The organism is Inquilinus sp. (genome assembly GCF_057815775.1).
The window spans coordinates 1-11,336 of the sequence record NZ_JBYRFX010000576.1 but is presented as its reverse complement, the minus strand read 5'-3'; the positions used below and the strand labels follow the sequence as shown (position 1 = coordinate 11,336).

Sequence of the window (11,336 nt, the reverse complement as noted above, 5' to 3'; positions counted from 1 at the left end):
CCGCTGCTGTCGGCCCTGGGGCTGACCTCCGCAATACCTCGTCCTGGTCGCGCTGTGGGCCAAGGACGACCGCACCGTCGGCAGCCTGGGCGAGACGCTGTTCCTGGAATCGAGCACCCTGACGCCGCTGCTGAAGCGGCTGGAGGGCATGGGCCTGCTGGCCCGCCGCCGCGACCCGGAGGATGAGCGGCAGGTGCGCATCGGCCTGACCGCGGCGGGCGCGGCGCTGAAGGACAAGGCCCGCGACTTCCCGTCCTGCGTCGACGGGGCAACCGGGCTGCCGGCGGAGGCATTGGGCCGGCTGCGGCGCGAGATCCTGTCGGTCCGCGCCGCTTTGCTGAAGGCCGGCGGCTAGGCCCCAGGTCTGCCCCCGGCCCCCAATTGCCTGGCGCGGCCCTTTACGAACCGAACCACTTGGTGACCAGCGCCTGGTAGCGCCCATCCGCCTTCATCGCCGCGAGCTGGACATTGGCCGGCGCGACCAGCGGGCTGCCCTTGCGGAAGCCGATGCCGACGGCCTGGCCGGCCAGGGTCGGGTAGATCAGCCGGACTTTGTCCTTGCCGGTGGTCTTGGCGTAGTACTGCAGCAGCGGCGTGTCGTAGATCACCGCATCCGTTCTGCCGGCCTCGAGCGCGAGCAGCGCCGTGGTGATGGTCGGCAGCTGCTCCAGCGTCGCGCCCTTGAGCTTGGTCTTGATGTAGTCGACCGCGATGGTGCCGGTTTCGGTGCCGATGGTCTTGCCGTCGAGATCGGCCGGGGCGTTGATCGAGGTGTCGTCGGCCCGGACGACGGCGATCAGGCCGCTGTCGTAATAGGGGTCGGAAAAGTCGATGACCTGCTGCCGCTCGGGCTTGATGAACAGCTGCGACACCACGGCGTCGATGTTGCCGGTCTGCAGCGCCGGGATCAGCGCGCCGAATTCCATCGGTTGCAGCCGCCATTTGCGGCCGAGCCCCTTCGCCACCTCGGCCCAGATCTCGACATCGAAGCCGACATAGCTGTCGCCCTCCTTGAAGGCGAAGGGCGGGCCGCCAGCATTCGCGCCGATGACGAGTTCCGCGTCGTCCGCCTGGGCGGTGCGGGCCAGCAGGATGGCCGGTGCGGCCAGCAGGCCGAGTTGCAGCAATGTGCGACGATCCATATTACCCTCCATGTTCGTGGTCGGGCGAACGCGATCCCGGTTCTGCCGTGGCCGGTTGCGGCTCGCTGTCGCCCTTGTGTCCGTCTTCGGAGGACGGCTATCCGGTCAGGCTATCGAAGCCGGTCCCAGGCCGCGCGCCCGGCCGGGCCCTGCGGCTTGGCCGAACGGGCCACAGCCTGCCGCCCGGAGATGGCCCGCTCGGTCAACAGGCAAGGCCCGCCCGGACAGTGCCGCCGCGGCCGATTGCGTGTACGCCAGGGCACGGCCCGTCATCCGGAGATCACCAGCGCCATGGCGCCCACGCGTTTCGAAACCGATTACGGCTTCCGCCGGGACAGCGTCCATCTCGGCAACTGGCGCAGCGCGCCCTGGAATGTCTGGGCCTTCCGCAATATCCCCGAGCTGATCCCGACGGCCCGCATCGAGGTGGAGCCCGGCGGTGCCGAGACGCCCACCGTCGACGCCACCGGGTTGCTTGCGCAGGGGGTCGAGATCGAAGGCCGGCGCTGTACGGTGGCCGACATCCTCCAGGCGACCCACACCGATGCGCTGGTGGTGATGAAGGCCGGCCGGATCGTTGCCGAGTTCCACGCGCCGCATTTCACCGGCCACAGCCGCCACATCCTGTTTTCGGCCAGCAAGTCGGTGACCGGGATCCTAGCCGGCATCCTGGTCGGCGACGGTGTGCTGGATCCGGATGAGCGCGTCGGCCACTACGTGCCCGAACTGGCCCGCTCCGCCTTCGGCGATGCCGCCGTGCGCCATGTGCTCGACATGCGCACCAGCCTGGCCTTCACCGAGGATTATGGCGACCCCCGGGGCGATTTCGCCCGCTATCGCCGCGCCGGGCTGCTGGACCCGCAACTCGACGGCGAACCGCGGGAGACGGTCATCGGCTTCCTGGCCTCGCTGCGGAAGGGGCCGGCGGATCACGGCGGTCCCTTCGCCTATGGCTCACCGAATTCGGATGTCCTCGGCCTGGTCGTGGAGCGGGCGTCCGGCCTGCGCTTCGCGGATCTGGCCTCTTCCCGCCTGTGGCGCCCGCTCGGCGCCCGGCACGATGCCGTCGTCACCGTCGATATCGAAGGCACCGCGCGGGCGGGCGGCGGCCTGTCGGTGACCGCGCGCGACTTCGCCCGGATCGGCGAATTGATGCGCTGCGGCGGGGCCGTCGGCGACCGCCGCATCGTGCCGGAAGCCTGGGTGCGCGACACGATCTCCGGCGGTGACGCCGCGGCCTGGCGCGACGGCAATTTCGCCGACTGGCTGCCGCAGGGGCGCTATCGCAACAAATGGTACCAGGCCGGCACTGCCGACGGCGCCTTCTTCGCCCTCGGCATCCATGGCCAGTGGCTGTATGTGAACCCGGCCGCCGAGATGGTGATCGCCAAGTTCTCATGCCAGCCGGTGCCGGTCGACGACGCCTTCAAGCACCTGAACCTGGCCCTGTTCGCCGCCCTGCCGGCACTGATCTAGCGAAGCGGGCCGGCTGCGGACAGCACCAGCTGGGCGAAACGTTCGCCGATGCGGCGGTGGCTGGCGGCGTCCGGATGCAGGTCGTCGGGCAGCGGCAGCTCGGCATGGTCCGCCTCGCCGTAGAGGTCGCGCCCGTCGAGGTAATGCAGGTTCGGGTCCTGCGGCGCCCGCTGCGCGACGATCCGGGCCAGTTCGTCCCGGATGATGCTCAGGGTCAGCTTGCCGCTGTTGCGGTCGGCCGGATCGCCACCCGCCCGGAACCGCACGGTTCCGGCGTTCAGCGCTGCGAGGTCGAAGGCGGTCGGCCCCGGCGTGTCCTCATGGATCGGGCACAGGATCGGCGACACGACCAGCAGCGGCGTCGTGGGATGGCCGTCACGGATGGTGTCGAGGAAGCCATGGACCGCGGGACCGAACGCCCGCAGGCGCATCAGGTCGGCGTTGACCAGGTTGATGCCGATCTTGAGGCTGATGCGATCGGCCGGCAGGTCCCGGATGGTGCGCGCCGTGAACGGATCGAGCATCGCGCTGCCGCCGAACCCCAGATTGACCAGGTCGACACCGCCGAGCGCGGCAGCGACCGCGGGCCAGGTGCCGGTCGGGCTGGCGGCGTCGGAACCGTGGCTGATCGAGCTGCCATGGTGCAGCCAAATCTTGCGGCCGCGGGCGGCAGTCGGCTCCACCGGCGCGTCGGTGCGCAGGGCGATCAGCTCCGCGCTCTCATTGTGCGGCAGCCAGATCTCGATGTCCTTGTCCCATCCGGGCAGGCCGGCGAAGCGCACCGTGCCGGCCGGGCCGGGTTCGGTGATCATCGAGCCGGCCGCCATGTCGATGCGGAGGATGTTGCCACCCGTCACGCTGGCCTGGCCGGCCAGGACGCCGTCGACCAGCAGGTCATACACCCCGTCCGGGCGGGGCGGCGCGCCGACATAGACCCGCTTGGTCGGCAGGGTGTCCAGCTCGAGGATGGTGGCGCGGGTGCGGAACATCAGGCGGACGCCGGAGGGCTGGGCCTCCACCATTGCCAGTTGCGGGTCGGCGCATTGCGCCCGGGCCCAGGCCGGCAGGCGGTGCGGCAGCACGCCCCGGCCGGTGGTTTCCAGCTCCACGGCACCGCGCAGGATGTCCGTGGTGATCGGGGTGGTGGTCCAACCTTGGGTCATGGTGCGCCTGAAACGAACAGCTAGGGGATCAGCCAACTAGCCGCTGGCGCGCCGCCCGTCCAGTCGAACAGGGCACGGCGATCGGCACCGGGGATGAGGCAGACCCAATCGATGCGGTCGACCGCTAGCACGATCACCGCGAAGCTCTCGCGGCCTGCCTCGGACCCGTCGGTCGACGGCGATGGCAAGGCGGGATCCGATATCGGCGTGCCCGGCGGGCCCGGCATGCGGTAGGCGGCGCGGATCGGCCCCGGCGTCGCCGCCCAGGCGGCGTCGAGCGCCGGCCCCGACGGCAGCAGCGCCGCCCGGCCTTCGACCCGGAGTTGCACCTCGTCCGCCGCCTCGTACAGCAGCAGCGCCACGGCGGGGTCGGCCTGGATTTCCGCCACCTTGGCGGAGCGGCGGTCGGTGTGGATCTCCAGCCGCCGCGCCGCGGGATCGGCCGAGCGCAGCACCACCGTGCGCAGCGCCGGCCCGCCGCGCGCATTCACACTGGCAAGGGCGACCCGGCCTGTGGTGCGGCGGCGTTCGCCGGTGGCGCGGCCGAGCCGGGCCCAGGCATCGGCCAGCACCGCGGCCAGCTCGTCACCTGTCGTCACCGATAATAGGCGACGGTCAGATCGCCGACCCCATCGATATGGCCTTCGAGCCTGTCGCCGTCCTCCACCGGACCGACGCCGTCGGGCGTGCCGGTCATGATCAGGTCGCCGGGTCGCAGTTCGACCAGCCGCGACAGATGGGCAATGATCTCCGGTACCGACCAGATCTGGTCGGCCAGGTCGCCGACCTGCCGGTTCTCGCCATTGATCTTCAGCCAGATCGCACCCTTGGCCGGGTGCCCGATCTCCGCCGCCGGGCGCAGGGCCGACAGCGGCGCCGACTGGTCGAACGACTTCGCCATGGTCCAGGGCCGCGCCAGCTTCTTGGCCTCGGCCTGGATGTCGCGGCGGGTCATGTCCAGCCCGACGCCATAGCCCCAGACATGGTCGAGCGCGCGGTCAGCCGCGATGTCGGTGCCGCCGGTGCCGATCGCCACCACCAACTCGATCTCGTGGTGGAAATCGTTGGTGGCCTCCGGATAGAGGATGGTGCTGCCACTCGGGACGACGCTGTCGGCCCATTTGGCGAAGAAGAACGGCGGCTCGCGGTCGGGGTCGTGCCCCATCTCGCGGGCATGGGCGGCGTAGTTGCGGCCGACGCAGAAGATGCGGCCGACGGGGAAGCTGGCGTCGCTGCCGAGGACGGGAACCAGGACCTGCGGCGGCGGGGCGATGACGGTCGACATGGGAAATCTCTTTGCGGGGGCGATGTTTGGGCTAGGCGATGTCCGGGGGCCGAAGCTGCGCGGCCCGGGCCGGGGTTGTCAAACCCGGAATGCGGCCGTGGCCGCGTGTGCGCCAATAAATCTCGCCGACATCCGGCACTGCGATATCCAGCGCCAAAGGATGCCATATCAAACGCATATCGTTATTTCCCCGGCACTCGACGGCGGATGGTTCTTGCGGTCCGCGGGCGGAGTTTTACTATCGGCCCGAACCAGCGAGGACCGCATGAACGCCACCAGCATCGCCGCCGGGCAAGCCGCGGAGCGGCTGATCGCCCGGGCGCAGACCGTTGCCGTGGTCGAGGCCTCCGCCGGCGGGCTGGTCTCCGCCGCCCTGCTGGCGGTGCCGGGGGCCAGCGCCTATTTCCAGGGCGGCGCCGTGGTCTACACCGCCGCGGCCCGGCGGGCGCTGCTGTCGATCGGCGAGACCGAGATGGCCGGCATCCGCCCGTCGACCGAAGCCTATGCGGCGCTGCTGGCCCGGACCGTGCGCGACCGCTTCCAGTCGACCTGGGGCATTGCCGAGACCGGGGCGGCCGGACCGGCGGGCAACCGTTACGGCGACCCGGCCGGGCACAGCTGTATCGCCATCTGCGGCCCGACGACGCGCACGGCCATCGTCGCCACCGGCCATGGCGACCGGGCGGAGAACATGCAGGCCTTCGCCGCCGCGTTGCTGAGCCTGCTGGTGGAAGCCCTGGACCAGCCGTGACCTCGCTGATCGCCTTCGTCTTCGCGGCCCTGGCCGAGATCGCTGGCTGCTTCACCTTCTGGGCCTGGCTGCGGCTGGGCAAGAGCGGCTGGTGGGCGCTGCTGGGCGCCGCCTGCCTGGTCCTGTTCGCCCTGGCCCTGACCCGGATCGAGTCCCCCTTCGCCGGCCGGGCCTATGCCGCCTATGGCGGTATCTACATCATCATGTCGCTGGCCTGGCTGTGGGGCGTGGAGGGCAGCCGGCCGGACCGGTTCGACCTGATCGGCGCGGTGCTGTGCCTGGCCGGCGCCGGCTTCATCCTGTTCGGGCGCCGTCTCGCCGCGTGACCGTCGCGCCTCCGCCACGATACCGCCCCCTTTCAGGACGGATATGACGCGAGTAAGCCTGAGGGGGCGTTCGCCATTGCCATCCATCGTCCGCCGATCCGAGGCTCATCCATGTCGCTGAAGTCCCTGCTGCTGGCCGCAGCCACGCTCGCGGCCCTCGCATCACCCGCCTATGCCATCGACTGCGGCAAGGCCTCGACCGCCATCGAGCATGGCATCTGCGGCGACAAGGACCTGAAGGCGGCGGATGCCGCCCTGGGCCAGGCCTATGGCCAGATCGTGAAGGCCACTGCCGGCGATGCCGAGATCCACGCCATGCTGGTCGCCAGCCAGAAGCGCTGGCTGGCCGCCCGGGACGAGACCTTCGCCAATCCCAAGGACGAACACTGGACCGACGAAACCCCCTGGCGCGGGCGGCTGCTGGACGCCATCCGCAACCGCACCGACGATCTGGGGAGACGGTCGGCCACCGATCCGAAACAGTTCGACCTGATCGAGCGGGCCCAGGCGCAGCGCCAGTTCGCCGCCCAGCTCACCGGCGGCACCTTCGCCGGCTTCGCCACCGACTGCGAGTTCTTTCCGGACACGCCCGGATCCTGGGCCGACCACTACGAATGCTTCTCCACCCGCTATTACCGGAACAACGACCGGGTGTGCAGCGCGGGCGAGGACTGGGCAACGTACCGGCAGTACCAGACCCGGTCGATTGCCAAGCTCGTGGACGGCAAGCTGACGCCCATCGCCACCTGCGACGTCAACGGCGACAGCGATTCCACCTGCCCGGACGCCGCCAACGATTCCGGCACGAAGGCCCGCTGGAACCTACAGCCCAAGGTCGACGATACCGCGTCGACCCTGCCGGACGGCCTGACCAAGCTCGACGCCGACGCGATGGGGTCCATGGTCGAGGGTGAGCCGGCCGGGACGAAGGACGACGAACCCTGGCTGCACGCCTGCCTGACGGATAGCAGCTATCCCACCGCCGATCCCACCAGCGACGGCAGCGGCAAGTGAAGTCCCTGCTGCTGGCCGCCGCCACGCTCGCGGCCCTCGCCTCGCCCGCCTATGCCATCGACTGCAGCAAGGCCTCGACCGTCATCGAGCACGGGATCTGCGGCGACAAGGGGCTGAAAGCGGCAGACGCCGCCCTGGGCCAAGCCTATGCGCAGATCGTGAAGGCCGCCAGCGGCGACGCCGAGATCCGCGCCATGCTGGTCGCCAGCCAGAAGCGCTGGCTGGCCGCGCGGGACGAAGCGTTCGCCGATCCCAAGAACGAACACTGGGATGACGAAAACACCTGGCGCGGAAAGCTGCTGCACGCCATTCGCAGCCGCACCGAGGCCCTGGCAAAGCGCTCCGCCACCGATCCGAACCGGTTCGACCTGATCGCCGGAGCGCTGCAGCAGCGCCAATTCGCCGCCCGGTTCACCGGCGGCGCCTTCGCCGGCTTCGAGACCAGTTGTGAATTCCTGCCGGGCAGCAACCAGTCCTGGGCGGATGATTACGGCTGCTTCGGAACGCGGACCTATCAGAACCACGACCGGGTCTGCAGCGTGAACGAGGATTGGGCGACCTACAGCGTCTACGAGACGCGGACCATCGCCGATGTCGTCGGCGGCAATCTGAAGACCGTCGCCACCTGCTCCGTCGGCGGATTTGGCGGCGCGCCCGACTGCCCGGATGCGGAAGACAGCGCGGCCGGCTGGACCCTGCAGCCCAAGGATGCGGTTGTGGGCAGCCCGGCGGGCAGCGCCGCCGCAGACTCGTCGCCCCTGCCCAAGATCGACGCCGAAGCGGGGCTGGATGACGGCACGCCCTGGCTGAACGCCTGCCTGACCGACAAGGGGTATCCCCCGGCCGATGCCACGGGCGACGGCAGCGGCAAGACGCCGTGAAACCGGCGGCGGACAGCCGGCCCGCCGGCCGGGTATGATGCGGCCAGGGGAGAACCATGCCGTCGCTCTATGACATCAAGCCACGCTTCCAGGCGCTGCTGCGGCCGACCGCCGCCCGGCTGGCGCAGCAGGGGGTCAGCGCCAACGCCGTGACCCTGGCTGCGGCCGGGCTGTCGGTGCTGCTGGGCCTCGTCGTCGCCGTCACCGGCTGGTCCTGGCTGCTGCTGCTGTACCCGCCCTTCCTGCTGCTGCGCATGGGGCTGAACGCGATCGACGGCATGCTGGCGCGCGAATTCTTCAAGCCGACGCCGCTGGGCGCCCTGCTGAACGAGGTCGGCGACATGGTGTCGGACGCGGCCCTGTACCTGCCGCTGGCGCTGCTGCTGCCGGCGCCGCCCTGGCTGGTGGTGGTGACGGTGCTGCTGGCGGTGATCGGCGAGGCCGCCGGCATCGCCGCCCGGACCATCGGCGCCAGCCGGCGCTATGACGGGCCGTTCGGCAAGTCCGACCGCGCCTTGGCCTTCTCGATCCTCGCCGTCGCCGCCTTCTTCCAGATCCTGGCCCCGGCCTTGTGGATGCCGCTGGTGCTGGGCGCCCTGCTGCTGCTGGCGCTGCTGACCATCCTGAACCGCTGCCGCGCGGCGCTGGCGGAGATCGGCGCATGATCCCGCATCTCAACGTGGATCCGACCGTCGCCTGGGCGCTCGGCGCGCTGATCGTCGTGCTGCTCGTGGCCGAGGCCGCGGTGCTGTTCCTGCGCCGGACCAAGCCGGGCAAGGACTGGACCGAGCTGCGGCTGCGCATCCGGTCCTGGTGGGTGATCATCATCGCCGGCGGCATCGCCCTGGTGCTGAACCCGATCGCGATGCTGGTGGTGCTGGCCCTGGTCAGCTACCTCGCGCTCAAGGAATACCTGTCGGTGGTGCCGACCCGGCGGGCCGACCGCGGCGTGCTGCTGGTCGCCTATCTCGCCATCCCGACGCAATGGTGGTGGATCGCGCAGGAGCAATATGGCTTCTTCATCATCTGGGTGCCGGTCTATCTGTTCATGGTGGTGCCGGCGATGATGGTGCTGCGCGGCGAGGTCACCGGCTTCCTGCGGGCGCTGGGCACGTTGCATTGGGGCCTGATGCTGTGCGTCTTCGCCATCGGCCATGTCGCCTATCTCTTCGTCCTGCCCGATCACGGGGCGGCTGGGCCGGGCGGCGCCGGGCTTCTGCTGCTGCTGCTGATCCTGACCCAGGGCAACGACGTGGCCCAGTATGTCTGGGGCCGGATCTTCGGCCGGCACAAGATCGCGCCGTCGGTCAGCCCGAACAAGACGGTGGAGGGCTTCGTCGGCGGCCTGGTCACCACCACCATCGTCGCCGGGCTGATCGGCCCGCTGCTGGCGCCGCTGTCCTGGCCGATGGCGCTGGCGGCCGGGGCGCTGATGGCGATCAGCGGCTTCTTCGGCGACCTCACCGTCTCCGCCGTCAAGCGCGACATCGGCATCAAGGACACCGGCACGCTGATCCCCGGCCATGGCGGCGTGCTGGACCGGATCGACAGCCTGATCTTCGCCGCGCCGCTGTTCTTCCACTTCATGCGCTATTTCTACTACTGAGGGGCGGCGGAGCATGTGGCGCCTGCTGTTCCACTGGCTGGTCACCAAACCGGCGATGCTGCTGTTCGTCGGGCTGCATGTGCGCAACCCGGAGCGGCTGCCGATGACGGGACCCGCGATCATCGTCGCCAACCACAACAGCCATGCCGACACCGTCGCCCTGACATCGCTGTTCCCCAGCCGGATCCTGCACAAGGTGCGGCCCGTCGCGGCGGCGGATTATTTCCTGAGCAGCCCGGCCATGGCCTGGTTCTCGGTCAACTGCATGGGCATCCTGCCCTTCGACCGCCATGCGCGGGAGCGCGGCGAAGATCCGCTGACCGGCTGTATCGAAGCGCTGGACCGCGATGACATCCTGATCCTGTTCCCGGAGGGGTCGCGCGGCGAGCCGGAGAAGCTGCAGCGCTTCAAGAAGGGGATATGCCATCTGGCGGCGCGGCGGTCGGACGTGCCGATCATCCCGGTCTACCTGCACGGGCTGGGCAAGGTGCTGCCGCGCGGCGCCTTTCTGCCGGTGCCGTTCTTCTGCGACGCCTTCGTCGGCCTGCCGCTGGCGGAGCGGCCGGAGGACACCGACGCCTTCGTCGAGGGGCTTGAGGCGGCGATGGCCACCCTGGTGGCAGGCACGAGGTTCCCGGAATGGGAGTGAGAGACCGCTCCCTCATCCTGCTCGCCTTCTGCTGGGGCATCGCCGAGGCCTGCCTGTTCTTCGTGGTGCCCGACGTGCCGGTGTCGCTGATCGCCCTGGCCCGCGGCTGGCAGGTCGGGCTGCGCGCCGCCGGGGCGGCCGCCGCGGGGGCGGTGCTGGGCGGCACGGCGCTGGCCATCTTCGCCACTTACGCGCCCGAGACGGCGCTGGCCTTGGTCGAGCACGTGCCGGCGATCTCACCCGCCATGATCGCCCGGCTGCAGGGCATGATGGCCCAGGCCCACTCCCCGGCCGCGCTGGTCGGCACGCTGATCCTGGCCAGCCTGACCGGCATTCCCTACAAGATCGCCGCCGCCAGCGCCCCCGGCCTGGGCGTGCCGCTGTGGGAGCTGGCGCTGATCACGCCGCTGGTGCGGCTGCCGCGCTTCGTGTCGCTGGCTGCCGCCGGGGCGCTGCTGCGGCAGCTGACCCCTGCCCTGCCCGGCTGGATGCAGCCGGTGCCGGTGCGGCTGTTGCTGGCCGCGCTGGGCTGGTCTGCGTTCTATGTGAACTACTGGATGCATGTCGGGGGCTGACGGCGAGCCCTTGTCGGCCTATTTTACCCCGACAAGAAAACACTTCGGACGCAATTGACACTGCCGCCGCGGACTTTCCGGCTCAGTCAGGCATTCGTGTTTGGCGGGCCGCCGCGTTTGGAGAGCACCATGGACCTGTCGCAGATCAAGCACCGGACGGACGCCGCCACCGCGCGATCGGAGGCCGCCTCCGACGCCCAGTCGCTGCTGACGGTCTGCGGCATCTCGGCCATGGGCCTCGCCGTCGGCATGGTGGCTCTGTTCGGCCCGCCCGGCAGCGACATCTCGGTCGCCCTGACCATCCTAAGCGTGTCCGGCGGCCTGGTTGCGATCGGCGCCGGGTTCCTGCTGGCATCGAGCGCCAGCAAGCGCTGATCCCGCTCAGCCGGCGCCTCCCTCAGCCGGCACGACGTGCCGGGGCGTCCGGCAGGATGCCGCGTTGGAACATGATGCCGAGCCGCAGGCTTT

Annotated in this window: 15 protein-coding genes; 11 read left to right on the top strand and 4 right to left on the bottom strand. The window is 70.1% G+C overall.

Features of this window, described 5'->3' with window-relative positions:
• Positions 1 to 43 precede the first annotated feature (43 nt).
• Positions 44 to 355 carry a MarR family winged helix-turn-helix transcriptional regulator gene (locus AC3XYG_RS20085; protein WP_489141637.1) on the top strand — a complete coding sequence of 104 codons (312 nt, stop codon included), beginning with the start codon at positions 44 to 46 and terminating at the stop codon, positions 353 to 355.
• A 43-nt stretch (positions 356 to 398) separates the two neighbouring features.
• Here AC3XYG_RS20085 and AC3XYG_RS20080 read toward each other — a convergent pair whose 3' ends face one another.
• Positions 399 to 1,142, bottom strand: coding sequence for a transporter substrate-binding domain-containing protein (locus AC3XYG_RS20080; RefSeq protein WP_489141636.1), 744 nt, complete (start codon positions 1,140 to 1,142; stop codon positions 399 to 401).
• Positions 1,143 to 1,433: 291 nt separating this feature from the next.
• On the opposite strand from AC3XYG_RS20080, the gene AC3XYG_RS20075 reads away from it, so the two are divergent.
• Positions 1,434 to 2,618: a serine hydrolase domain-containing protein gene (locus AC3XYG_RS20075; RefSeq protein ID WP_489141635.1), complete on the top strand. Its 1,185-nt coding sequence runs from the start codon at positions 1,434 to 1,436 to the stop codon at positions 2,616 to 2,618.
• Here AC3XYG_RS20075 and AC3XYG_RS20070 read toward each other — a convergent pair.
• The 3 genes from AC3XYG_RS20070 to AC3XYG_RS20060 are packed head-to-tail and all read right to left on the bottom strand — an operon-like array spanning position 2,615 to position 5,066.
• Positions 2,615 to 3,781: a GDSL-type esterase/lipase family protein gene (locus AC3XYG_RS20070; RefSeq protein WP_489141634.1), complete on the bottom strand. Its 1,167-nt coding sequence runs from the start codon at positions 3,779 to 3,781 to the stop codon at positions 2,615 to 2,617. The two genes, AC3XYG_RS20075 and AC3XYG_RS20070, sit on opposite strands and share 4 nt — an antisense overlap.
• 20 nt (positions 3,782 to 3,801) lie before the next feature.
• Positions 3,802 to 4,380 (bottom strand): pyridoxamine 5'-phosphate oxidase family protein, encoded by a 579-nt coding sequence (locus AC3XYG_RS20065; RefSeq protein WP_489141633.1) that lies wholly within the window; start codon positions 4,378 to 4,380, stop codon positions 3,802 to 3,804.
• Positions 4,377 to 5,066: a fumarylacetoacetate hydrolase family protein gene (locus tag AC3XYG_RS20060; protein WP_489141632.1), complete on the bottom strand. Its 690-nt coding sequence runs from the start codon at positions 5,064 to 5,066 to the stop codon at positions 4,377 to 4,379. The genes AC3XYG_RS20065 and AC3XYG_RS20060 overlap by 4 nt, the downstream gene beginning before the upstream one ends.
• 265 nt (positions 5,067 to 5,331) lie before the next feature.
• Here AC3XYG_RS20060 and AC3XYG_RS20055 point away from each other — a divergent pair, with 265 nt between their 5' ends.
• The 9 genes from AC3XYG_RS20055 (at position 5,332) to AC3XYG_RS20015 (ending at position 11,243) form a co-directional block, all read left to right on the top strand.
• Entirely contained in the window at positions 5,332 to 5,817 is a 486-nt protein-coding gene (locus AC3XYG_RS20055; protein WP_489141631.1) for a CinA family protein, read from the top strand.
• Positions 5,814 to 6,143 (top strand): YnfA family protein, encoded by a 330-nt coding sequence (locus tag AC3XYG_RS20050; protein ID WP_489141630.1) that lies wholly within the window; start codon positions 5,814 to 5,816, stop codon positions 6,141 to 6,143. The genes AC3XYG_RS20055 and AC3XYG_RS20050 overlap by 4 nt, the downstream gene beginning before the upstream one ends.
• 111 nt (positions 6,144 to 6,254) lie before the next feature.
• Positions 6,255 to 7,157: a lysozyme inhibitor LprI family protein gene (locus tag AC3XYG_RS20045; RefSeq protein WP_489141629.1), complete on the top strand. Its 903-nt coding sequence runs from the start codon at positions 6,255 to 6,257 to the stop codon at positions 7,155 to 7,157.
• The gene (locus AC3XYG_RS20040; RefSeq protein WP_489141628.1) at positions 7,154 to 8,038 is read left to right on the top strand and encodes a lysozyme inhibitor LprI family protein; all 885 of its coding nucleotides are present in this window, start codon (positions 7,154 to 7,156) and stop codon (positions 8,036 to 8,038) included. Before AC3XYG_RS20045 ends, AC3XYG_RS20040 begins: the two co-directional genes overlap by 4 nt.
• Positions 8,039 to 8,094: 56 nt before the next feature.
• Complete coding sequence (locus AC3XYG_RS20035; protein ID WP_489141627.1) at positions 8,095 to 8,703, top strand: CDP-alcohol phosphatidyltransferase family protein; 609 nt, start codon at positions 8,095 to 8,097, stop codon at positions 8,701 to 8,703.
• Positions 8,700 to 9,644: a phosphatidate cytidylyltransferase gene (locus AC3XYG_RS20030; RefSeq protein WP_489141626.1), complete on the top strand. Its 945-nt coding sequence runs from the start codon at positions 8,700 to 8,702 to the stop codon at positions 9,642 to 9,644. The genes AC3XYG_RS20035 and AC3XYG_RS20030 overlap by 4 nt, the downstream gene beginning before the upstream one ends.
• A gap of 13 nt (positions 9,645 to 9,657) precedes the next feature.
• Positions 9,658 to 10,293, top strand: a complete 636-nt coding sequence (locus AC3XYG_RS20025) for a lysophospholipid acyltransferase family protein (RefSeq protein ID WP_489141625.1) — start codon at positions 9,658 to 9,660, stop codon at positions 10,291 to 10,293.
• On the top strand, positions 10,284 to 10,868 hold the full coding sequence (locus AC3XYG_RS20020) for a hypothetical protein (RefSeq protein ID WP_489141624.1): 585 nt from the start codon (positions 10,284 to 10,286) through the stop codon (positions 10,866 to 10,868). Before AC3XYG_RS20025 ends, AC3XYG_RS20020 begins: the two co-directional genes overlap by 10 nt.
• A 129-nt stretch (positions 10,869 to 10,997) precedes the next feature.
• Complete coding sequence (locus AC3XYG_RS20015) at positions 10,998 to 11,243, top strand: hypothetical protein (RefSeq protein WP_489141623.1); 246 nt, start codon at positions 10,998 to 11,000, stop codon at positions 11,241 to 11,243.
• Positions 11,244 to 11,336 lie beyond the last annotated feature (93 nt).

What these genes read in the sequence shown, in the direction of transcription:
- AC3XYG_RS20080 (WP_489141636.1), bottom strand. Translation starts at nt 1,142, where the DNA reads ATGGATCGTCGCACATTGCTGCAACTCGGCCTGCTGGCCGCACCGGCC.
- AC3XYG_RS20075 (WP_489141635.1), top strand. Translation starts at nt 1,434, where the DNA reads ATGGCGCCCACGCGTTTCGAAACCGATTACGGCTTCCGCCGGGACAGC.
- AC3XYG_RS20070 (WP_489141634.1), bottom strand. Translation starts at nt 3,781, where the DNA reads ATGACCCAAGGTTGGACCACCACCCCGATCACCACGGACATCCTGCGC.
- AC3XYG_RS20060 (WP_489141632.1), bottom strand. Translation starts at nt 5,066, where the DNA reads ATGTCGACCGTCATCGCCCCGCCGCCGCAGGTCCTGGTTCCCGTCCTC.
- AC3XYG_RS20055 (WP_489141631.1), top strand. Translation starts at nt 5,332, where the DNA reads ATGAACGCCACCAGCATCGCCGCCGGGCAAGCCGCGGAGCGGCTGATC.
- AC3XYG_RS20045 (WP_489141629.1), top strand. Translation starts at nt 6,255, where the DNA reads ATGTCGCTGAAGTCCCTGCTGCTGGCCGCAGCCACGCTCGCGGCCCTC.
- AC3XYG_RS20035 (WP_489141627.1), top strand. Translation starts at nt 8,095, where the DNA reads ATGCCGTCGCTCTATGACATCAAGCCACGCTTCCAGGCGCTGCTGCGG.
- AC3XYG_RS20030 (WP_489141626.1), top strand. Translation starts at nt 8,700, where the DNA reads ATGATCCCGCATCTCAACGTGGATCCGACCGTCGCCTGGGCGCTCGGC.
- AC3XYG_RS20025 (WP_489141625.1), top strand. Translation starts at nt 9,658, where the DNA reads ATGTGGCGCCTGCTGTTCCACTGGCTGGTCACCAAACCGGCGATGCTG.
- AC3XYG_RS20020 (WP_489141624.1), top strand. Translation starts at nt 10,284, where the DNA reads ATGGGAGTGAGAGACCGCTCCCTCATCCTGCTCGCCTTCTGCTGGGGC.
- AC3XYG_RS20015 (WP_489141623.1), top strand. Translation starts at nt 10,998, where the DNA reads ATGGACCTGTCGCAGATCAAGCACCGGACGGACGCCGCCACCGCGCGA.